Origin of the sequence: Vibrio sp. J502 (genome assembly GCF_025397955.1) — a bacterium.
Classification (GTDB): Bacteria; Pseudomonadota; Gammaproteobacteria; order Enterobacterales; family Vibrionaceae; genus Vibrio; species Vibrio anguillarum.
Genome location: NZ_CP104555.1, coordinates 280,499 through 303,106, shown reverse-complemented (window position 1 = coordinate 303,106; position 22,608 = coordinate 280,499). Strand labels below are relative to the sequence as shown.

Below are 22,608 nucleotides of genomic sequence, written 5' to 3'. Positions count from 1 at the left end.
GACCCAACCTTGTGGCTTGATAGATTCATCACTTCCAGCAAAGGAATTACTATGGATAGCACACTATTGAACCACGTACATTTGGAACCTAGAGGTCGCCTCTTTGGGCAAGGCGCACTGGCCATGCTACCGCTGAGCATTGCCGTTTTACCATGGGGCTTATTGGCAGGATCATTTGCGATTGAAAGTGGCCTGACCATATTAGAGAGCCAAGCACTCTCTGCGGTTTTATTTGCAGGCTCAGCGCAACTCGTCGCCACGGGGATGTTTAAAACAGGTGCAGGGCTGTTGACTCTGCTGATCACCACATTTTTCATCACTTCTCGCCATTTTCTCTACAGCGTTTCCATACGCAGCAAAATCAGCCCACTCCCGACACGTTGGCGTTTAATTCTGGGTTTTCTGCTCACTGATGAGCTGTTTGCGGTCTGCGGACAACAAAATGAAAAACAGTTTAACCGTTGGTACGCGCTTGGTGCAGGTTTAAGCTTCTATTTAGTTTGGAATTTGGCCACACTGGTCGGCATTATTGCGGGCAGCTACATCCCCGCTTTAAACGAGTTGGGGTTGGAATTTGCAGTCGCGGCTACTTTTATCGCCATTGTCATTCCGAACATTAAAAACATACCGATACTCGTTGCTGTCATCAGTGCCCTAGTGTTATCGGTAAGCCTGACTCTTTGGCAAGTTGAAGGTAGCTTAATGCTAGCAAGCATTGGCGCAATGTGTGCAGGTTATGTTTCTGAAGTTTTACTCTGTTCGAGCAGGAGGAACCAACGATGATTCTGCTTTCTATCCTCGCCATGACCGCTTTGGTCTTTATGAGCCGTTATCTGTTCTTAGAGCCTAAATTACCGCTGCGTCTCAACCCAGTTATCCAGCGCTTACTCACTTATTCTAGCCCTGCTGTATTAACTGCTATTTGGGCTCCGATTGTGTTCCTGCCAGAGCAAACACTTTGGCTTGATCGCCATAATCCCTACTTGTGGGCCGCAGCATTAGCGGGACTGATTGCATGGAAAACCAAGAATGTCCTGCTGACCACGATCATCAGCATGGCGACTTTCTTTTTGCTAAATTTAACGCTCTTAGCCCATTAAAGACAGAGGCTGCGGTGAATACTGATAATAACCGCAGCCCGAATCGCGCAAATCAGTTTTATTGCGCTAGCCATTCAATCTCGATTAAGGTCTGCTCTCCACATTTAAGACGCCCTAAAAAGAGATCGCCACAATGCACTTCTCCAACTCCTTGTGGCGTTCCGGTCATCACAACGTCACCATCACACAGCGATGTGTAAGATTTCAGCTCTTCTAAAATGATGGCGGGTGAATAGATCATTTGGTTTACACCGCCGCACTGAACCCGAACACAGTTGATGAATAGCTCTAACTGCAACTTATTGATATCGATACCATGCAGTGGCACAAATCGGCTAAGTACAGCCGAACCATCAAATGCTTTCGCCCTCTCCCAAGGTAAACCTTTTGCTTTAAGCTGAGATTGCAGTACCCGCTTAGTCAGATCTAACCCCAAACCAACCGCGCTATATTGACCTTTTTTGATCAAAAAACAAATTTCAGCTTCATAGTGAAGCGTCTCTTGGTGAAACGAGGATAGAGTGGTTGTGATGCTCGTATTGGGTTTATTAAATACCACCATTTGTTCTGGCATTGTGTTATTAAGCTCTTGAATATGTTCAATATAGTTCCGTCCAACACACAACACTTTAGAAGGGGTTATCTTCTGTTTATCCAAACGAACCGAATACATATACTCTTCCTTGAGATGACTAAGATCGTCGAGTTTACCTCATCTACAGCGCGAGTGAATGGATTTGCATCTTCATTAGATAAAAGTAAGATCTTCGACTCAAAATTCATGGCACCTTGACTATTTTGAACATCACTAAATAACATTCTTTTTAATAAATCATCAATAAAAACAACATGTAAACATCATGAATCAGTAATTAAACATTCATTTAAAACATCTACTTTACTCACATCAAACCGTTCGAGCACTGAAGCTCATTGATTATGGATAAGGTAAATAAAATGAAAAAAGCAACAATCGCAACCGCAATTCTTACAGCATTGGTATCAGGTTCTTCTTTTGCTGCGACCGTTTACAAAGCGGATGGAAATGAGCTTAAAGTTGGTGGACGTGCAGAATTTCGTGGCGATTTCGGTGGTGATGACAAAGGCAAAGAAATTGAAGGCACGATGAAAAACAAAAGCCGTGCGCGTTTGAATATTACAGGCTCAACAGAAATCTCTGACTCTTTGAAAGGTTTTGCAACCTATGAAGCAGAGCAAACGGTTAATTCCTCCGCCAGCAACGATAAGAATTCTGATTTCAACCAACGTTACCTATTTGCAGGTTTACAAGCTGATTTTGGTGCTATTTCTGTCGGCCGCCAAGATACAGCTGGCGTGCAAATTTCTCAAATGTCAGACATCGGTACTTATACTGGCGCTCAAAAAGAGTTCATCAACGCAGGTAATGAGCAAATCAACAACACCTTCCTCTACGCAGCTACATTTGATGCCCTCAATGTGAAAGCAAGCTTTATTGCAGGCGACGAAAAAGACACCGATGGCTTTGGTCTTTCTGCAATTTATAACTTACCTATCGGCCTTGGTTTCGGTTTGGGCTACGCAAGCAACGATAATGGCACAGGCCAAGGTGCGGCGAATCAAATTATTGCCGGTGTAAATTACACGTTGGACGATTTGTACTTAGGCCTGACCTATACACAAGGGGATTTGGACGATAAAGCGAAGAGCGAATTCAACGGGATTGAATTTGCTGCGCAATACAAAATCACAAGTAACTTCCGCTTGATTGGTGTGTATCAAAAAACGGAAAATGAAACTGCAAACGTCACAACGACGAAAAGTGATTTTGCTGAGTTGACGGGGCGTTATGATTTCAATAAATCAATCTACACTTACGTTGCCTACAAAATGAACTACCTAGATAAAAAAGACCTCGGCACTGCGTATGATGCAAAAGACTCTATTCGCCTAGGCCTACGTTACAACTTCTAATTTTAATTATACGAACGCATATACTCCCTAAGGATTTTGTCCTTTTGGCCAGGCACCCGCTTGGCCTTTTTTATTTTCCGCATTGCACCAAAATGAAACACATTGCACTAGGCTAGACCATACTTAACAGAGCCAACAATATAAGTTCACTATTTTTCAATAAGTTAAAGGTGGCACACAACTTGCGTTGTAATAAGTACAAATGCATGGCAGCGTTTGTGCTTCTTTTCAGTGCTAAGGCAGAGCACTGGCCGTTCATGTTCTTTCGCCCTCTTTTTAGGGGGCTTTTTTTATCCCATCACCACAGCCCATACGCAAAATGTTTGGCGTTTCAGACAAGTGGAAATCAGCAGGGATAACACTTGCTCAAATTTATTGAACCACTCCATTCATTTCAGAGATTGGTTTAACGCTGATAAGTCAGTATGATTCAACGACTTTTTCTATAACCCTCTTCTCTATGACCAAAATACTTCACCACCCAATCCAAGGGGCAAGTTGGATGCTAATCGCAGGCCTCGCCTTTGCGATAGTCAATAGCCTTGCTCAAGTCGCCAGTATCAATTATGGCCTGTCATCTACCACGGTGGCGCTGGTTCAATATGCCATCGCGTTAGTCGTTATTTTGCCGTATTTATCAACGTTAGGGATCCGCTACTCGCTGCGCACCAAGCATTTAAGCATGCATATTTTCCGTGTGTTTTTATCTGTGATTGGCATACAACTCTGGTTATGGGCACTCGCCTATCCCGTACCCATTTGGCAAGGTATTGCACTGTTGATGACCTCTCCTCTGTTTGCCACGATTGGTTCAGGCCTTTTTTTAAAAGAGAAAGTGGGGACAGCGCGCTGGGGAGCAACATTAACTGGCTTTGTCGGGGCGATGATCATCCTTGAACCTTGGGCTGACGATTTCAACTGGGCATCGTTGCTGCCTGTTGGCGCGGCATTTTTTTGGGCTTGTTACTCTTTGATGGTGAAAAAACTGTCTGCCCATGACTCACCGTCTACTATGGTGGTCTACCTTTTAGTACTGATCACACCGTTCAATCTACTGCTCGCTTTACCAGATTGGCAAACACCTCAAGGGGGCACTCTATGGCTCATATTGCTTTTTGCGGGTGCGATGACAGCACTGGCTCAATGGGCGATCGTTAAAGCCTATGCGGTGGCAGATGCGTCTTTTGTGCAACCTTTTGATCACGCGAAGCTGCCACTGAATGTTTTGGCGGGTTGGTTAGTGTTTGGCTGGGCACCACCCGGGCGATTATGGCTTGGCGCTGCCATCATTATCGCTTCAGTGGCCTTTATTACTCACTGGGAAACAAAAAAATCTTCGCGTTGAAATAAAAAGTCACTCAACTCTTTCCTATTCTCTAAGCAATGCTTCTTGAGGAAAACACGATGGCAAAACCGATAAAAATCACACTATACCGATGGGCTGGAAGTTGGGGTCCATTTAAAGTCACCATCCCTTGCGGCGAGTGTACGCTCACCAAGGACATTTTGACTGACACCTTCAATAATGAACTGGAGGGCATTCCCATCGAGTTAGAAGTCAAAGACTGGCTATCGTACTGGTGGGAACCCTTGAAATTGGGCGCATGGCACGCCCCAATATTGGTCGTTGAAGGTAAAGTGATCAGCCAAGGAGAAGCGTTAAATCGAGGTGTTTTGGTTCAATCTGTGATCAAAGAGTGGGCACAACGTGACGAGTTAACTGGCAATATTGTGTATGGAAAAGCCACTTGCCCGTACTGCGTAAAAGCAAAGAAATTGCTGGATGAAGCAGGAATTCAATACACCTATCATGATGTCGTCAAAGAAAGTGCGGCGCTGTACCGGATGATCCCAGAAGTTAAAGCCATCATTGGTCAAAAAACGCCCGTCACCGTGCCACAAATTTGGCTAGAAAGCCGCTATATCGGCGGGTGTGATAAATTGGAAGATTGGCTAACCAAAAAAAGTCAGTAGTGCCCCCCCAGAGTATCTGGTTACTTTAGAAGAAAAAGTACTGACGCCTCAGAAACCGCCGACTCTTTAGTCAGTAATGGTATACGGGCTCTTTGTGGACGAATGGTGGACGAATTTGCACAGTCATTTTTACCCCAGTAAATAAAGCAAAGCCCCAGCTTGTTACCAAGCTAGGGCTTTTTAATTCTTAGGCATTCACTATTTGCTGAATTTCTTCACTAGCGTTTTAATGAAAGACTTTTTCTTTGCTTGTGGTTTGCCATGCATTGCATCATACATCGCTTTTTTTGCGATCAGTTGACCAACGTAAGCACCACCTAATTCATAACCCATGAATCACCTCAACATGTAATTTATTTACCTGACGAGGTGTATATTAGTCCAAAAAAGAACAAAAACAAGACTTAAGTCACAAAATAAAGTAATTAATTTTCAGTTAACCGCGTTTAGGCTGCTTATAGGTTTTACCAGCAGCCAAGTAAGTTTCTTTCTGCTTAACTTCAAACATGGTTTCAAAAAACCAAGCAACAAACTTAATAACGTCATCGCCTTCATTCATAATGTGTTCGACAAACTCTTCTTCTTCACCTTGCTCATTTTCTTGCAACACGACGTGGTAAATGCGTTGCTCCCCATCCACTTCGGCTAAAGCAAACTGACCCACTAACGATAAGGCTGCTTCAGCAATATCTTGATCTTCAAATACTTTCAGCATATCTAACGCTTGAGGAAGTGTTTTTTGCTCGCACAAGCTTTTGACTAATGCTTGAAATTCATCTTGTTGCATTGATTTTTCCGTCGAATTAATGTCGCCGAGATTATACCTCAAATTATTTCTCTTGTGCCGACATGTACGATGTAAATGCACCACTAGACTTAAACCGCTTCAAACCGGAAGGGTATAAACAGCATTAAGCGAATTTGGTTTGACGTAAGCGATAGGAAGAACACAACACCAAAAACATAGCGCAACTGGTTACTAAATAGAACCAGCCTAGCGACATCTGACTCGTGATCCATCTTTCCACCAAGTATCCCCCTAAAAATCCAGCTAAACACATTTGAATGGAGCCAGATAGAGCCGCAACGGAACCCGCTTGAGTTTTGTGTGGCCCGAGCAGCATGCTGGTGGATAATGGAAATGAGATACCTTGCGCAATCGTTAACCAAGTAAATCCCCACACTAAATTGAACACGCTCATCGGTGTTATCAGTAACCAAACACCGGCAAAAGCCATAATGACAATCGCCAAAGCAAGTAAACGTTGGGATGAAAAACGATCATTGAGTAAGTTAACGGCAACACTGCCTATCATCAAACCCGCGGAAGGGACGATCATTACGGTTCCATAATCGGCGGCCGTTAACCCCAGCTTGTTTTGCAAGAGAAAAGGCAGCACCGACAGAGTCACTAAACTAGATAAATAGCTGATCCAGTTGTAACTGGCGCTTGTCAGCACTTGGGAATTTTTCAAGAGTAGCAAGTAGTTATGCAATACGGCCTTCGGTTGAAACCGATGTTTCGCGTATGGCAACGTTTCTGGCAATATCCACCAACCTAAAATAAAAATGGTACAGATATACACTAATACGAACACAAACACGGACTGCCAACTTAAATGAAAGGCAAGCCACCCACCGAGCACAGGGGCAATAATTGGCATAATTGAGGCGGTGATGGCGATGTAAGAAAGCGCCTTTGTTAATTGCAGACCATCATAACTGTCACGCAGCACACTGCGGCCAAGAACAGAAGCACTTCCCGCGCCAAGCCCTTGCAGTAGGCGACCAGCAGCCAACGCATGAAAATTATCCGAAAAACAGACACACAATACTGTACCGGCCAAGTAGATCCCCTGCCCGAGTAAAAATGTCGGGCGTCTACCAACCGCATCAGACAATGGCCCGTAAAAAAGCTGTGACATTCCAAACGCCACTAAAAAAAGCGTGACGAGCCATTGAATACTGGCTTGGTCAACCATTAAGTCTCGGCTGATCAACGGCAGTGCAGGTAAATAGATGCTCACCCCAACTTGGCCCGTGGCAATGATCATCATCGCCAATAACATCGGCGTCTTTTTAAATGGTGTGCTAGCGAGAGTTTTCATGGGTTGCTAAGTGAGCTCTTATCGTCGGTAGATGTGGTGTCAAAATACGTTTTCAGTATATATTGGCAACTCAGATTTGATAATAAAGCACTCAGGAAATGAATTAGTTCCAATGAGGAATGAGTAGGGTAACGATGGATTGGATACAAAATGTAAAAACATACATGCGAGTGGTTGAAGAAGGCAGCTTTAACGGCGCGGCACGTAAGCTCAATACCACCAGCTCAGCCATCAGTAAACGAGTACATTGGCTGGAAGAGAAAATTGGCGTGCAGTTACTTAAGCGCACCACACGATCGGTGACACAAACCGAAGCGGGTGCTCTCTTTTATGAGAGAGCAAAAGCACAACTTGAAAGTTGGCAATCGGTGGTTGATGAAACACGATCTGTCAGCCAAACTCCCGCTGGCCTGCTAAAAATTGGGGCGACACTCTCTGTGGGCTCAAAATTTTTGGTGCAGTATTTAGATGAATTTCTACAGCGCTACCCTGACATTCGAATCCAACTGACCACAACAACTCCGGGGCAATTGCCCGAACTTCACCTTGATTTATTCATCAGCCGAGAAATTGACCAACTCAACTCCCTCAGTTTTAAAGCCTCACCCCTATTTGAACATAGGGCCGGCTTTTATGCTTCTCCTAACTATATTGAAAAATATGGTATGCCCAAATCTGCCGAACAGCTTCAGCAGCACAATGTCTTGATTTGGGGAGAACACACAACGCGCGAATTAAAAACCTCAACGGGCAAACGCCTATCGTTATCGGGTAATTTCGCGACAACCAATCCAGAAGCACTTTTCTATGCAGGCAAAAATGGCATGGGAGTGATTGTCACCAACGACGTGATGGTCAAAGAAGAGCTACGTTTGGGCAATCTGGTACGTTTGCTACCCGATATCACCGTTGATCAAGCAACGGTTTACGCTTATTACCCTAAACTTGATTATCAACACACTCGAACTCATTTATTTCTCAACTACTTAAAAGAAAAATTAACGAATGAAGCTAGGTAACTAAATTGGGGTTACGTCTATTTCCATCACACAATTGTCCACCAGAGCAAATTTATCCTAGACAAAAAAGTACTCATAAAACTCTGCAACTAAGCCGCTGAATAACCAATATTTTATTTTTTTGCGTCTCAAGTACCCATCATTGCGAGTGGCAAAACTGCACAATGTCGACCATAGTCACTAAGTGCATATTCTAAAAAAACAGAGTACGACATATGACTAAAACATCATTGGCTAGGGATGCAGTTAGTCTAAACACCATTAACGAGCTCATGCTGCTCGATGGCTCTGAGTTACATGATCGAGCCACATTGGTGCTGCATACACATTTTCAAACCTGCTGTACATGCATCGTCGAGTTAGACAAATGGCATTACAGAGCTCACACCTTATCTCATGCTGGTGAGACGCCAGACAACAACGACACGGGTTATCCGCTCAGGGGAACACCGTGTGAGCAAGTGTGGAAATCAAAACAGGAATACTGTCTGTTCCCATCACAAGTGACCAAAATTTTTCCTGATGACAAGTTTCTAATTGAAAATAAGATTGATGCCTATATCGGTATTCCACTACGTGCCAAGAATGGCGAAATACTCGGAATGCTCGTGTCTACCTTCTATTCTCCCATCGAAGATGAGGAATTCGTGATTGGCTACCACCGAATCATTGCGAACATAGTCGTTCACAGCCTGCGCAATAAGTGGTTGAGCGAACGCTCTGACAGCTTGGTTAATCAACTTAGTTACGAAGTTTCTCACGACAACCTGACCGATTTAATGAACCGCAGTTATCTAGCTGACAAATTAGAACGCTTAGTTGAAACAACCAATGAACCGTTTACTCTTGCTTATTTAGACATCGATAATTTTAAATCGATCAATGACTTATATGGGCACTATATTGGCGACCAAATCATTAAGTTTGTGGCTAATGCCATCATTAAAAGCGTTCCGGAAGAGAATTTGGCATTTCGAATCGCTGGGGATGAATATGCGTTTATCACCTTCTCTAATGATCCGTTGCAAATCTGCCGCTGTATATTGGATAAGCTAAATACAGGTTATGTCGATGCATCACATCGCATTAAAATTAGCTTAAGCATTGGCATTTCAAGGAAAACTCAAGAGACAATCACGGCCGATCAACTGATTCTCAATGCCTGTTTAGCACTCAAAGAGTGTAAGCAAACTCGCGGTAGTAATATCCGTTGCTATGATACCCATCTGAGTGACCAATACCATCGTCAAACCCAAATCACAGAAGCTCTACGCCGTGAACTCAATAAGTTAACCAGTAAAAATAGTGAACTATTTGTGGTGGCGCAACCGATCGTCAGTCGTCACCAAGAACAGTGGAACTATTTTGAGATTCTCACTCGCTGGAATAGCGAAACTCTGGGTGCGATTTCACCGATTGAGTTTATCGATACTGCTGAGCAGTCAGGTTTAATTGTGGAATTAGGAGAACGCATTGTTGAGCTGGCATGCCTAGCAAAAGTTGAGCTAGAGGAGGGCTTAGGCTACAAGGTAAAATTAGGACTTAACTGTTCGGCACATGAACTGATCAACTCCAAGCGCTATCTCGAACACTTAATGCAAACCATTACTCAATACGGCTTTGAGCCTAATGAATTCACAATTGAGCTCACCGAAACAGTACTACTTTCACAAACCAGTGAAGTTAGATACATCTTAGATAAGCTCAGACTACTTGGTTTTACCATCGCGCTTGATGACTTTGGCACTGGCTATTCGAGCTTGAATTACATCCATAGCTACCCCATCGATTGCATTAAAATTGATGCCACTTTTATCAAAAACATGGTGTGTAACGAAACAGCGGAGCGCGTAGTTTGGTTGATTATTCAATTGGCAAATCAACTTCGAGTTGATCTCGTCGCAGAAGGGGTGGAGAACCAAGAAGCTCTGGAGAAACTCTATGCTATGGGCTGTGAACAGATCCAAGGTTACTATTTTTCAAAGCCAGAAACACCGCACTCTATCGTGACTCACTGGAACAACATGAGCCATGTACGGCGCGCATAAAAAACCCTCACTCTGAAAGTGAGGGATTACTAATATCCATTATGCTATCACATTAAGACTCTTGGTCAGCCGAAGACTCACTGGTGGCATACCGCAGTTCTTGCTGCTGAAGCATAGAATCGAGTTCATTACGCCTTGCAACAAACCCCGCCATCTCTTTTTTAGGCACTGAGTTTGCCATTGGTATGTTGGCGGTCATGGCATTCACTGCGCGATCTCGAACCATCAGCTCATAATGCAGATGAGGCCCAGTGACTCGGCCCGATTGCCCAGATAAACCGATCCGCTCACCTCGCGATACTTTCTGACCTTTACGCACTAAAATTTTACTCAAATGCAAATAGCGTGTTTTGTAAGTACTGCCATGTTGTATCACCACGTAATTACCCGCATAAGGGTGCTTACGCGTCATGATCACCGTACCATCGCCAGTCGAGAATACCGGAGTACCGACTGGTACACCAAAATCAGTACCATTGTGCGGAGCCACTCTTTTTGTGACTGGGTGCAGGCGATGCGCATCAAAGTTAGAGGTAATGCGTTTATTTGTCGTCGGATAGCGTTGAAATGCGCGCTGTAAACTATCACCATTTTTGTCATAGTACTGCCCATCACGGTGTAAATAAGCAGAAACGTCTTTGCCTCGACTGTAGATTTTAATCGCTTGGATTTCACGATTGCCCGTCAATTTCTCACCGACAAATTGACGAGATTGAACCACTTCAAATCGATCGCCAAACCTAAGATCACGAGAGAAATTGAGTTTATCTTTAAGTAAAGAGACGATCTGTTCTATCTCAGCGCTGCCTAACCCTATCGAATTGACCGACTGAGAAAAACTGCCTTGGATCTCGCCAACCATGGCGAACTCTTTCCATACACCCGGTATTTTAACATCTTGAAACTCATAGGTACCATCATCTAAACGTGAATATACCGCGCGCTCGACTAGGCTAAATTCTAGCTCCATTTTGGAAAGCGCATTTCCATTTTGCGCTTTCCAAAACCTGAGGATGTTGCCAGGTTTTAACGTATCCAATGCGAGGTAGTTTAAATCGGTTTCCATAATCTTCATCAAGTCTTGGTAACCAAAGCCAAGTTGATTAAAGATAGTACTTAAATTGTCACCAGATTTAATCTCATATTCAAAATCCGGAAGATTTTTTACCTCAATAGCATCAGATAAAATCGACTGAACAATTTGAGTTTCGGTAATAGAGAGCTCAATTTGGCGCTGTAAGGAGCTATCCTGAATAGACGAGGAAAATGCGATGGCCGCGACAATCGGTAGGCCAATAATCGACGCTTTTTTTGGAAGTGAAAGCTCAGAAAAGCGCAGAATGAGAGAACGAGGAAGCACTATCTATCCTGTGGATTAAGTCAAAAGAGCCTCAAGATTAAGACTTTCTGTTTCAAAAGTCACCTATATCGTGTGATTCTATGGTCAAAAAAGGCACCGGAGTGCCTTATAATAAATCAACAATTACACGTAAAAATGAGTACTGTCCTAATCATATTTCACGCTTTCACAAGATTTATCAACAACCTATTGATAAGTCGTCACTAGGCTATTTTCTTCGCCAAAACCATTGGCAATGTACTGGTCAGCGCTAGGATCGTTAACCCATTGTTGGTCATCCAACAAGTAACGAAATTGAAATTCAGCATCTTTAGGTAAACGGGTTTTAAATTTAAAACTATTACTTTTCGCCACCTTTTTCATCGGTTCTGGTTGCCAGTCAAGAAAGTCCGCTACTATCGCAACATTGCCAGCCGTATCTGGGACGTCCACTTCAAAGGTCACTTCGACTTCTTCTTTTGTTTTAAAAAAACGTTTATTGATCATCACAAACTCCATCTCTGTATAAAAAACATCCTACCTAATGAATCATAAGAAAATAGACTCACATCCACAACTCTAAATAGTAAAAATTCCGCCGCCGAACCACTATATTTATAACCTCAGTTGAATATTCACCCCTCTTTACAGCATTTTAAATGAGCGTAGAATCCACCGCGCTTTCTATTTTCCCCTACTTTCAATAAGGTTATCAATTATGTTTGCCGTATATGAATCCTATAAAGCCGGTCTGCTACGACCAAAACAGTGGCTAAATAATATCAGTGCAGGTTTGATTGTAGGGGTTGTCGCTCTGCCACTGGCGATGGCATTCGCTATTGCTTCTGGCGTGAAACCGGAGCAAGGGATATACACCGCCATTATTGCAGGCGTTATCGTTTCACTGTTTGGCGGCTCGCGAGTGCAGATAGCCGGCCCAACGGGCGCTTTCATCGTGATACTCGCTGGAATTGTTAGCCAGTATGGGGTCAGCGGGTTGCAGATAGCCACTATGATGGCCGGTGTGATTCTATTGGTTCTGGGGGTCGCAAAACTCGGTAGCATCATCCGCTATATTCCTGACCCCGTAATCGTCGGCTTCACCAGCGGTATCGGTGTCATTATCTGGGTTGGGCAATGGCAAGAATTCTTCGGCCTCCCCAAGATCGAAGGTGAGCATTTTCATCAAAAATTAGTGTCTATTTTCCATGCCTTTCCGCAGATGGATTGGGCCACAACAGGCCTTTCGTTATTTTCACTCGCGCTGGTTATCTTCGGTCCTAAGATCCCGAAGCTCTCGAAAGTGCCAGGGCCACTGCTTGCTCTCGTCACAGTTACCGTGTTGCAATATTTTGTTGGCTTTGAAGGGATCCGCACGATTGGATCGGCTTTTGGAGGCATACCTCAAGGACTGCCAGAGTTTTCGCTTCCAGAAGTTAGCTTCTCTCAAATTATTCTATTGATTGGCCCTGCTTTTGCGATTGCCATGCTAGGTGCGATTGAATCATTGCTTTCGGCGGTGGTCGCCGATGGTATGGCGGGCACCAAACACAACTCAAACCAAGAATTAGTCGGCCAAGGTATCGCTAATATCGTTGCTCCTCTCTTCGGTGGTATTGCAGCAACAGGCGCCATTGCACGTACTGCAACCAATATACGCAACGGGGGGACAAGCCCACTTTCGGGCGTGGTGCACTCGCTCACTCTGGTCATTATCCTTATTGCACTTGCACCATTAGCCGTCAATATTCCACTGGCAGTACTCAGTGCGATTTTGTTCGTCGTAGCATGGAACATGAGTGAAGTTCCCCACTTTATTAAATTGGTTAAACGTGCACCCAAAGCCGATGTGGTTATTTTGTTGCTAACCTTTGGATTAACCGTGTTTGCTGACTTAGTTGTCGCCGTCAACATCGGGGTGATCATCGCTACCCTTCACTTTGTAAAACGTATGGCATCTAGTGTTGAGGTAAAAGCCAGTACACACCATGAGCTCAGTGCTGAGCTGCTTCGTCATGGGCAAACTCAGTTACCAAGAGAGCTCGCCGTTTATGCCTTAGAAGGCCCATTTTTCTTTGCTGCGGCTGAAACCTTTGAGCGTGTGATGAGCAGCATTCAAGAGCAGCCAGAAATTTTAATTATTCGCCTTAAATGGGTTCCATTTATGGACATTACTGGCCTGCAATCCATTGAGGAAATGATCGAAAACTTCCATAAAAAGAATGTGCAAGTGTTGATCTCTGGTGCAAATACTCGTGTTGCAATGAAACTGAAAAAAGCGGGGATTGTTGATTTGGTCGGTGAAGATAATTTCTTTAGTCAATTCGATGATGCGCTCAGCGTTAGCCTACAACGTTTGAATATCAGTACAGCTCAATAAAGCTCATTGGACCTATACATTTTTGGCCTTTAGCCTACGGTTAAAGGCCTTTGACTGACCCGTCCCTCTTACCTTAACCGCCCAATTTTCCTCAGCCCTCCTTAACTCTTTTTAAAACGCACGCCTCAACCACCAACAGATTATTAACCAATGCAACAATAACAAAACAAATGACCATGTTATCTGAGAATAACAGCTCTTTTGTTTGAATACTTAACCTTGATTAATGAATAGTATTGCAAGCCATCTTAAAAATAGATATTCTTGCCTGCAATGACTAAATAGAGCTATTTAGTGCATTTTTATGCCACCAGTTGGTGACTATTGACCCGCAGTAATACGAGACACGACATGCAAGATAACGCTCAAACTATTGAAGCTCCTGTAGCACCAACACAAAGTAGCTTTTGGATGTTTTTCATCCCTTCGTTAATTGGTCTATTTTTGTTTATGGCGCCAATTAGCTACCAAGGTGACTTAACCATTCCAGTTGCCGTCCTTGCTAAATCTATCCAAGCTATTTTGGGTGATTACCTTGTTGCAATAGTGACAGTGATCATCGCCTTTATGTCTGCAGCTTCCATTTTATGTAAAATTTTTCAACCTGCATTCATTACAAAGAGTCCTTTCTTAAATGGGCTTTTTAATCCATCTGCTCTTTGGTTAGCCGTCCGTGTATTTGGTGGTATCGCCGTCATTATGACGTTTTTCCAAATCGGCCCTAAGGCTATCTGGGAAGAAAACACTGGCGGTATGGTTCTTGAGGGTTTATTACCCACTTTATTTTCTGTATTTATTTTTGCAGGGCTTTTGCTGCCTTTACTACTTAACTTCGGGCTACTGGAGCTATTTGGTAGTTTATTAAGCAGAATCATGCGTCCAGTTTTCAACCTTCCAGGCCGTAGCGCAATCGACTGCATGGCTTCTTGGTTGGGCGACGGTAGTGTCGGTATTTTGCTGACCAGCAAACAGTACGAAAGCAAATTCTACACACAGCGTGAAGCCGCTATTGTTGGTACAACGTTTTCTGCCGTTTCAATTACCTTCAGCTTAGTCGTTATTGCGCAAGTTAAGCTAGAGCATCTGTTCCTACCTTTTTATGGCACCATTTGCCTTGCAGGCTTTGTTGCAGCGATCATCATTCCTCGCCTGCCACCATTAAGTTTCAAAAAGAACACTTATATTGATGGTACCTCTCCAGCTAAAGATGCCGATGCAGTTCCAAGCGGACATACCTCGTTCTCATGGGGGATGGAATTAGCACTGGCGAAAGCAAGCCAAGTTAAATCTGCGAAATCGATCTTCGCTGAAGGCATGCGTAACGCTGTTGATATGGTGTTTGGTGTGCTACCTGTCGTGATGGGCTTGGGTACTCTGGCTCTGATTGTTGCAGAATACACCTCTGTATTTTCTGTATTGGGCCAACCGTTTATTCCTTTTCTAGAATTACTTGGTGTACCTGAGGCTGTTCAAGCATCTCAAACCATTGTGGTCGGCTTTGCGGATATGTTTATTCCCGCGATTCTTGCAGCTTCCATTGATAATGAAATGACACGTTTCGTGATTGCAGCCATGTCAGTGACTCAGTTGATCTATATGTCTGAAGTGGGTGCGTTAATGTTAGGCAGCAAAATTCCTGTCAACATCCTTGAGCTGTTTGTCATATTTATTCTGCGTACGCTCATTACACTGCCAGTGATAGCTGGTGTAGCACATCTCATTTTTTAGTAAACAATGCAGCAGTAACGGCACTAATAACATTTCAATATGCAAGTCCCCACTTATGTGGGGATTTTTTTGTTCTAAACTAAAGATTGATTCGACCAAATTAACAGAAATATAAATAGAAAATAATTTCATTGATTAAATTATCACCTTATACTTTTAGCCTATGCTCTAAGAAAAAAGCAGAAGTAAATAAGGTAGTTTATGATGAGATGGATAACCGCTTTACCACTTATTTTTTTCAGCTTATTTGTTCATGCTGCAAGCTTAACTATTACCCTCCCAAACCAAGATCGGGTTACTTATTCTCTTGCACAATTGGCAGAGATACTGCCTCGTGAAACCTTCACGACTCAGCTTCCTTGGTTACCAAAAGAAAATACTTTCACTGGTTTTAAAGTTATTGATTTAATTAATCATTTGCAAGTTGGACAGGTTTCTTCTGTATCATTTTTGGCCATTAATGATTACGCCGCTAATATTGCAATTGAAAACTTAACTCGCTATGAACCCATTATTGCTTATCACATGAATGGCGATGAAATGAAAATAAGAAACAAGGGGCCGTTTTGGCTGATCTACAATCTAGATAAATATCCACAAATAGACAATGGCATTTATTACACCCAAATGGTGTGGCAGTTAGAAAAACTATTGATTCACGGTAAATAATGAATTTTACAAAACACAGCACTTTACACCCCTTGCTATACCGGGCAAAAACACTGTTGATTGTCCTGTCAGCCACCTTGATCGTCGCTAATTTGTATATACTTTCGACCACACGCTCTTTAGCCAACTCCTATACCGACCAACGTAACTATGCAACTTGGTATTTATTCCAGCTCACCAAAGAGTATTCTGAGCTGGTTGCTTCGATTCCTTATTACTTAGATTCACAGGAGAAGAGATCGCACACTTGGCTGCAGTATGAGCTGATTTGGAGCCGTTTTGACTTGATTCTAACGAGTAAGGAATCGGATAATTTTATGGGCAGAACGGATTCCCAGCATTTCTTTAAGAACAACTTTGATGATTTCAAAATATTAGAAAGCTTATTGCTGGCCGTTAAAGATCAAAAGTCATTGGCTGTATTTGAAAAACATACCCACTTGATTTACGACCAGATTATCGGCTATGTAAACCAAAACTTTCAACTGCAAAGCCCTATCTATCTAGAGCAAAAAGAAAAAGCAAATAGGCTAACACAGGTACAATTTCTGCTGATGTTCTTGATGCTGGGTTGCATTGGCTTAGTTAGCTATATTTTTCATAAAGAAGCGGTTGCTCAGCGTACCTTAGCATTAACTGACCCTCTAACTGGGCTTGCTAACCGCCTTGCTATGTTTGAAGAGCTGAATCAAATTTCTACCAACAACCCCTTCTCTCTCTTTCTTCTCGACTTAAATGGCTTTAAGCCCATTAACGACCAAAATGGTCATAAAGCAGGGGACAGTGTGTTGCAGCAAGTAGCGTTTCGCTTAACACATTCGATTCCAACCTTTGATTATTCGGTATTTCGTATGGGGGGTGATGAGTTTGCCCTGATCATCCATAGCGTAGATGCGATGGAACTGAGCATTATGCAACGCCACATTAAAGCGTGTTTTAAAGAGAATTTCTTCGTGGATAATGGAGTGGGAGCAAAGCTTTCAACCAGTATCGGTATTGCCTCTTTTCCTAAAGATTCAGCCAATATTAATCAATTAATACATATTGCGGATAAGAATATGGGCTCTTCTCCGCTTTCATGAGTCTGTATGCACAGGCTCATTCATCATAATCACATGATTTATAATGCTTATTTTAAAAATAAGTCAGTAGTCTATTTTGTCGTCTTTGTCTTCCTCGTTATTTAGCTTTAAAGGCCAGTGTGTTGAATCTTGTTCAATAGAAGAAATGTCCCAAGGCGTACTCGTTCGCTGTCGTCGAGATCGTAGGTATAAAGTCAAAGAGCCAATATCAGGGACTTCCTGCACCGTCGATCACTACGTTAAAAGACGTCTTCAAGATTTACCTGTGAGTGGGCGACCTTGTACGATTGAGGTTGAGCTGGCTAAAACTAGAGACAAAGAAGGACGACGGTTGATCGAAGAGACTGAATATGTGGCTAAAGGTGGTCGTTATACCGCTCGCTTTTGCAAGTTCATCAGTGGGTTATGTCGCCATATGAGCATACATGCCGTCTCTCAACATTTAGGAATCCGCTGGGAAACAGTAAAAAATATCGATAGGGAATACTTGCGTTCAAGCCTACCAGCATTAGACCCCGAGAAACTGAATAACTTGGTTCATATTGGCGTCGATGAAGTTGCCAGAGCCAAGAGACACGATTATATGACGGTTGTTTATGACCTCGTCTCTGGGCATTTAATTTGGGTTGAACATGGCCGAAAAGCAGAAGTTCTGATCTCCTTCTTTGAGCAACTATCAGAAGAAACCAAATCAGGAATCAAAGCAGTATCAATGGATATGGGCCAGTCTTACCAGTCGGCGGTCAGGAAAATGCTTCCCAATGCTGATATTGTTTTTGACCGATTTCATGTCATGCAGAACTACTGCATCTTAATCAAAAAAGAGAGAGCAAAAGCTTTTAGAAATGGCTCTCACGACGAAAAAAAAATGTTGAAAGGAACGCTCTTCCTCCTACTGAAAAACGCTCACAAATTGGATGATAGGCAGTCTGACAGACTTGATGACTTACTTGAGAGCAACAAGACTTTGTGCGTTGTTTACATGCTCAAAGAGCAGCTACAAGCCATATGGGATGAACCCGATTACGAAACAATGGTGGCAGCTCTAGAAGCTTGGTGTCGTCTTGCCAAATCGACCAGAATACTTTCCTTAATTAATTTTGCCGATGCTTTATTGGAAAGAAAAGTGGGTATTTGTAACTACGGAAAATACAAACTGACTAACGCTCGGGTAGAAGCAGGTAATGTCTCGATTGGCTTACTCAGACGAAGGGCAAGAGGGGTGAGAGATACAGACTATTTCAAATTGAAGATCAGACAAACATCGGTTCCCGATACACACTCAACTTTTTACCCAAATATCAAGCTCACCTAAGCGGAGAAGAGCCGAATATGTATGCCATGAAGTTTCTACAAAAAAGCCCCTCTGTATGAGGGGCAAAGTTACCATCGCTTTATAGTTATAATGAGTCCGCTATTATTTCAGGTTAGTCGCTGCAATAAGTGATTAGCCGAAATCGCCATTGACATATCCCATGGTTCTATCATCTTTAGGATTGTTGAAAATCACTTGTGTATCATTGTGTTCAACCAATTCCCCCATTAAGAAAAACGCCGTGCGATCAGAAATACGACGCGCTTGCTGCATTGAGTGCGTGACAATAACGATGGTGTAATTCTTTTTCAGCTCTTCCATCAATTCTTCAATTTTGTGTGTTGCAATCGGGTCAAGGGCGGACGTTGGTTCATCCATCAAAATCACATCCGGCTCCATCGCTATCGTACGTGCGATGCACAAACGCTGTTGTTGACCACCAGAGAGACCAAACGCATGCGACTTCAAGCGATCTTTTACTTCATTCCACAACGCCGCGCCGCGCAATGAGCGCTCAACCACTTCATCGATGTGCTTTTTATCTTTAATCCCTTGTGCGCGTAACCCATACGCCACGTTTTCATAAATACTCATTGGGAACGGATTTGGCTTTTGGAACACCATTCCCACTTTGATACGCAGATCTGCAACATCAATATTGCCGTAAATATCTTGCCCATCCATCGCCAATTTACCGGTGATAGTCACGCCTTCAATGAGGTCATTCATTCGGTTCAAACAGCGTAATAAAGTCGATTTTCCACAGCCAGAAGGGCCAATCAGCGCTGTCACTTGACGAGTTGGAATAGGCAGGTTGATTGATTTTAGCGCTTGGTTATCGCCATAAAAAAGGTCTAGGTTTTCAATATTAAATTTGTTCATTCTTGTTATCTCTCAAAATTCTGTAAATCGCGCCCAACGCTCTGCTTAATAAGAAGCGGTATTAAATCGTCTTGCGATTAGCTTCGTCACCATGTTGATCAGTAGCACAACCACAATCAGCACGGTTGCTGTGCCGTAGGCTTGATTCCACTCTTCAACCGTGAACAGCTCTGTTGTGAGCTTGTAAAGGTGAACGGTTAGGGTGCGGCCTGAATCGAGCAATGAATCAGGAATACGTGCCACCATTCCTGCGGTTAAAAACACAGGAGCCGATTCACCAATAACACGACCAATACTCAAAATAATTGACGTGAGGATGCCGGGCATTGCACTTGGCAAAATCAGACGCCAAATGGTGTATATTTTTGAGGCTCCAAGACCATAAGAACCTTCGCGATAAGTTTGAGGAACGGCCATCAACGCTTCTTCTGTGGTCCGAATGATCACAGGCAAAATCAAAATGCTGAGCGTTAGCGCACCCGACAAAATAGAGAAGCCTAAGCCTAGAATCACCACAAAGAAGGTCATGCCAAATAGACCAAAGATAATGGAGGGGATCCCCGCCAAAGATTCGGTACAAAAGCGGATCACTTTCACCAAGCGGCTACCGATTTTGGCGTATTCGGTAAGATAAATCGCCGTCATAATACCCAACGGGGCGGCCACCGAAATAGAAGCGATCACCATATAAATCGTCGATATGATCATCGGGAAGATCCCGTGTTCATTGCCAGTACGGGTGTAATCGTCAGTAACGAAATTCCAATCTACGTGTTGTAGCCCGTTAGAAAGGATGTACCAGATAATCCAAAATAGGAAGCCGACTGTTACAGCGGCCGCAATCCAAATAGATATTTTCAATACGTTATCTTTTAGCTGGCGGGCACGTTTTAGTTTTACTGTATCCATCACTATTACCTCGCTCTCTCACGGTTTAAATAGAGCAATGTGGCATTCAAGATCATGATGAATGCCAATAGCACAACGCCTGTTGCATAAAGCGCACTGGCATGAACACCACTTGCGTAAGACATTTCAATCGCAATATTGGCTGTCAGCGTGCGTGCTGAGTCTAAAATACCTTCAGGCATCGCTGGCGCGTTGCCCATCACCATAATAATGGCCATGGTTTCACCGAGCGCGCGCCCAATTCCTAAGATGACGCCGGTCATAATTCCGGAACGAGCTGCCGGTACCAGCAATTTGAAGATGGTAAAAATACTGGATGCACCTAATGCCAAAGAACCTTCTTTGTACGCATGAGGGACTGCGCGAATAGAAGTCTCGGACACGGTAATCACCGTCGGTAAGATCATGACACCAAGCACAATAATGCCCGCGAGAATGGTATTGCCCGCAGGAACTTGGAAAATGTCCTGAATCAAAGGAACAATAATCACAAGACCAAAGAAACCATAGACCACGGAAGGAATACCAGCGAGCAATTCAACGGCTGGGCGAATGATATTCGCGACACGTTTTGGTGCGACTTCGGCAATAAAGATAGCGGTGAGTACGCCCACAGGCACACCAACGATAACCGCACCAAACGTTGAAACCACAGAAGCGACAATCATAGTTGCCACACCATACAGAGCTGGCGGCAACCAATCTTGTCCAAGGACGATACCCGAGATACCCACTTCTTGAAATGCGGGAATACTTTCGCGGAAAATGAAGTAGGCAATGATGGCAAGAGACACAATGCCAATAATGGCACTGGTAAGAAACAACCCGTGGAAAATGCGCTCTTTCCAGTCCACACGCTTTTTAGCACGAAGTGCACGTTTGGAAGCTTGCGTAGAAACGTTGTTCATAAGCTTTTCACTATTTGTTGCGATGGTCATAGTATCAATCTCACTATTCGATGGAATCGACGTGGATAGAAAAGGCTCAGCCCCAACGATGGGCTAAGCAAACTTTTAAAGTTATTTCCCCAAACAACTTGAAGTGGCGGCTAAACAGCAAGTCAGTGAATTCCCATCCACATGGATAAAGCATGTGATTGGGCTGAACGAAACAACGTCGCTGCAACTTCAAGTCGAATGGGAGAGTCAATTAGTTCACTGCGATATAGTGATGTTCTGCAACGAGTTTTTGAGCTTCAGGCGTTAGCATCCAATCAAGGAACTGTTGCGTTTGAGCGGATGGTTGGCCTTTTTTGTACAGTACAAGGAAAGGACGAGCCACTTTATATGAACCATTTTTCACGTTATCTACCGATGCATCAGTACCGTCTACCGCTAAGGCATGAACCGTGTTATCAACGGTGCCAAGAGAGATGTAACCGATGGAATAAGGGTTAGACGCAACCATAGTTTTCAAACTGCCGTTACCGTTAGCTACTTGAGCTCGTTGAGAGATAGCAGATACCGTCTTGTCTGAGATTTTTTTTGTCAGTTTCATAATCTCTTCGAATGCACCACGAGTCCCTGATGCGGTATCGCGAGTAATTGCAACGATAGGTTTGTCTTCACCACCGACATCTTTCCAATTCGTGATCTCGCCTCGGTAAACGGCAGAGACTTGTTCAGCACTCAACCCTTTTACTTTATTGCTTGGATGCACAACCACCGCTATACCATCAAGCGCGATCTTTTCTTCAACTAATGATGCTTCTTTTTCTGAGCTTTTTAGGCCACGTGAAGACATACCAATATCCGCACTGCCGTTCTTAGCGGCTTTAATACCGGCAGAAGAACCTGGGCCTTGAACCTCAATAAACACGTCCGCGTTTTTCTTCATATATGTTTCAGAGAAAACTTCCATCAATGGCGTTACGCTGCTAGAGCCAACAGCAGAAATGGTTTCTTTTGCAAAAACTGGGTTAACTGCCAATGCACCTAAAAGAGCGATTGCACCGATTACTGTCTTTTTCATCACAAATATCCTTAAGAGGCTTTATTGCCGTTGTGTATTGAACGAAACTCACTTTAGGACGCAAATATGACAGTTGTGTTTCACTTAGTTTAAAACTAGATGACACAGTAAAATATTTTAGGAAAACAGAG

Annotated in this window: 22 protein-coding genes; 12 read left to right on the top strand and 10 right to left on the bottom strand. The window is 43.4% G+C overall.

Features of this window, described 5'->3' with window-relative positions; translation table 11 throughout:
- Positions 1-51: 51 nt before the first annotated feature.
- Both N5E84_RS17160 and N5E84_RS17155 read left to right on the top strand, forming a co-directional pair.
- Positions 52-783, top strand: a complete 732-nt coding sequence (locus tag N5E84_RS17160) for an AzlC family ABC transporter permease (RefSeq protein WP_029388159.1) — start codon at positions 52-54, stop codon at positions 781-783.
- Complete coding sequence (locus tag N5E84_RS17155) at positions 780-1,100, top strand: AzlD domain-containing protein (protein ID WP_013868095.1); 321 nt, start codon at positions 780-782, stop codon at positions 1,098-1,100. Before N5E84_RS17160 ends, N5E84_RS17155 begins: the two co-directional genes overlap by 4 nt.
- 58 nt (positions 1,101-1,158) lie before the next feature.
- On the opposite strand, the gene N5E84_RS17150 is transcribed toward N5E84_RS17155, so the two are convergent.
- Complete coding sequence (locus tag N5E84_RS17150; protein ID WP_019281942.1) at positions 1,159-1,773, bottom strand: fumarylacetoacetate hydrolase family protein; 615 nt, start codon at positions 1,771-1,773, stop codon at positions 1,159-1,161.
- Positions 1,774-2,057: 284 nt separating this feature from the next.
- Here N5E84_RS17150 and N5E84_RS17145 point away from each other — a divergent pair, with 284 nt between their 5' ends.
- The 3 genes from N5E84_RS17145 (at position 2,058) to N5E84_RS17135 (ending at position 5,027) form a co-directional block, all read left to right on the top strand.
- Positions 2,058-3,053 carry a porin gene (locus tag N5E84_RS17145; protein WP_029388158.1) on the top strand — a complete coding sequence of 332 codons (996 nt, stop codon included), beginning with the start codon at positions 2,058-2,060 and terminating at the stop codon, positions 3,051-3,053.
- Between the two features lie 460 nt (positions 3,054-3,513).
- Positions 3,514-4,398 carry a DMT family transporter gene (locus tag N5E84_RS17140; RefSeq protein WP_069211986.1) on the top strand — a complete coding sequence of 295 codons (885 nt, stop codon included), beginning with the start codon at positions 3,514-3,516 and terminating at the stop codon, positions 4,396-4,398.
- A gap of 59 nt (positions 4,399-4,457) precedes the next feature.
- On the top strand, positions 4,458-5,027 hold the full coding sequence (locus N5E84_RS17135) for a glutaredoxin domain-containing protein (protein WP_010320515.1): 570 nt from the start codon (positions 4,458-4,460) through the stop codon (positions 5,025-5,027).
- Between the two features lie 198 nt (positions 5,028-5,225).
- Here the strand turns inward: N5E84_RS17135 and N5E84_RS17130 are convergent, their stop codons facing one another.
- From N5E84_RS17130 to N5E84_RS17120, 3 genes are all read right to left on the bottom strand, one after another.
- Positions 5,226-5,360 (bottom strand): hypothetical protein, encoded by a 135-nt coding sequence (locus N5E84_RS17130; protein WP_013868100.1) that lies wholly within the window; start codon positions 5,358-5,360, stop codon positions 5,226-5,228.
- Positions 5,361-5,463: 103 nt separating this feature from the next.
- Positions 5,464-5,814: a hypothetical protein gene (locus N5E84_RS17125; RefSeq protein WP_026027570.1), complete on the bottom strand. Its 351-nt coding sequence runs from the start codon at positions 5,812-5,814 to the stop codon at positions 5,464-5,466.
- 124 nt (positions 5,815-5,938) lie between these two features.
- Complete coding sequence (locus N5E84_RS17120; protein ID WP_019281938.1) at positions 5,939-7,135, bottom strand: multidrug effflux MFS transporter; 1,197 nt, start codon at positions 7,133-7,135, stop codon at positions 5,939-5,941.
- A gap of 134 nt (positions 7,136-7,269) precedes the next feature.
- Between N5E84_RS17120 and N5E84_RS17115 the strand changes: the two genes are divergently transcribed.
- Both N5E84_RS17115 and N5E84_RS17110 read left to right on the top strand, forming a co-directional pair.
- The gene (locus tag N5E84_RS17115) at positions 7,270-8,154 is read left to right on the top strand and encodes a LysR family transcriptional regulator (protein ID WP_175418683.1); all 885 of its coding nucleotides are present in this window, start codon (positions 7,270-7,272) and stop codon (positions 8,152-8,154) included.
- Positions 8,155-8,369: 215 nt separating this feature from the next.
- The gene (locus tag N5E84_RS17110; protein WP_013868105.1) at positions 8,370-10,202 is read left to right on the top strand and encodes a putative bifunctional diguanylate cyclase/phosphodiesterase; all 1,833 of its coding nucleotides are present in this window, start codon (positions 8,370-8,372) and stop codon (positions 10,200-10,202) included.
- 52 nt (positions 10,203-10,254) lie between these two features.
- Here N5E84_RS17110 and N5E84_RS17105 read toward each other — a convergent pair whose 3' ends face one another.
- A complete protein-coding gene (locus N5E84_RS17105) occupies positions 10,255-11,562 on the bottom strand; it encodes a peptidoglycan DD-metalloendopeptidase family protein (RefSeq protein ID WP_069211988.1) in 1,308 nt (435 codons plus the stop codon).
- Positions 11,563-11,748: 186 nt separating this feature from the next.
- Positions 11,749-12,048 carry an isoamylase early set domain-containing protein gene (locus N5E84_RS17100; RefSeq protein WP_026028657.1) on the bottom strand — a complete coding sequence of 100 codons (300 nt, stop codon included), beginning with the start codon at positions 12,046-12,048 and terminating at the stop codon, positions 11,749-11,751.
- A gap of 211 nt (positions 12,049-12,259) precedes the next feature.
- Here N5E84_RS17100 and N5E84_RS17095 point away from each other — a divergent pair, with 211 nt between their 5' ends.
- The 5 genes from N5E84_RS17095 to N5E84_RS17075 all read left to right on the top strand — a co-directional run bounded on the left by N5E84_RS17095 (position 12,260) and on the right by N5E84_RS17075 (position 18,715).
- Positions 12,260-13,921, top strand: coding sequence for a SulP family inorganic anion transporter (locus N5E84_RS17095; protein WP_019281935.1), 1,662 nt, complete (start codon positions 12,260-12,262; stop codon positions 13,919-13,921).
- Positions 13,922-14,272: 351 nt separating this feature from the next.
- Positions 14,273-15,649: a YjiH family protein gene (locus N5E84_RS17090; protein ID WP_026027937.1), complete on the top strand. Its 1,377-nt coding sequence runs from the start codon at positions 14,273-14,275 to the stop codon at positions 15,647-15,649.
- 201 nt (positions 15,650-15,850) lie between these two features.
- Complete coding sequence (locus N5E84_RS17085; protein ID WP_013868110.1) at positions 15,851-16,318, top strand: molybdopterin-dependent oxidoreductase; 468 nt, start codon at positions 15,851-15,853, stop codon at positions 16,316-16,318.
- Entirely contained in the window at positions 16,318-17,400 is a 1,083-nt protein-coding gene (locus N5E84_RS17080; protein ID WP_069211989.1) for a GGDEF domain-containing protein, read from the top strand. The genes N5E84_RS17085 and N5E84_RS17080 overlap by 1 nt, the downstream gene beginning before the upstream one ends.
- Positions 17,401-17,545: 145 nt before the next feature.
- The gene (locus N5E84_RS17075; RefSeq protein ID WP_076611988.1) at positions 17,546-18,715 is read left to right on the top strand and encodes an ISL3-like element ISVa10 family transposase; all 1,170 of its coding nucleotides are present in this window, start codon (positions 17,546-17,548) and stop codon (positions 18,713-18,715) included.
- Between the two features lie 132 nt (positions 18,716-18,847).
- On the opposite strand, the gene pstB is transcribed toward N5E84_RS17075, so the two are convergent.
- From pstB to N5E84_RS17055, 4 genes are all read right to left on the bottom strand, one after another.
- Entirely contained in the window at positions 18,848-19,597 is a 750-nt protein-coding gene (gene pstB, locus N5E84_RS17070) for a phosphate ABC transporter ATP-binding protein PstB (RefSeq protein WP_013868112.1), read from the bottom strand.
- A 45-nt stretch (positions 19,598-19,642) separates the two neighbouring features.
- Complete coding sequence (gene pstA / locus N5E84_RS17065) at positions 19,643-20,506, bottom strand: phosphate ABC transporter permease PstA (protein ID WP_026027681.1); 864 nt, start codon at positions 20,504-20,506, stop codon at positions 19,643-19,645.
- Positions 20,507-20,511: 5 nt separating this feature from the next.
- Positions 20,512-21,444, bottom strand: a complete 933-nt coding sequence (gene pstC / locus N5E84_RS17060) for a phosphate ABC transporter permease subunit PstC (protein ID WP_017045968.1) — start codon at positions 21,442-21,444, stop codon at positions 20,512-20,514.
- A 211-nt stretch (positions 21,445-21,655) separates the two neighbouring features.
- The gene (locus N5E84_RS17055) at positions 21,656-22,477 is read right to left on the bottom strand and encodes a phosphate ABC transporter substrate-binding protein (RefSeq protein WP_026027935.1); all 822 of its coding nucleotides are present in this window, start codon (positions 22,475-22,477) and stop codon (positions 21,656-21,658) included.
- Positions 22,478-22,608 lie beyond the last annotated feature (131 nt).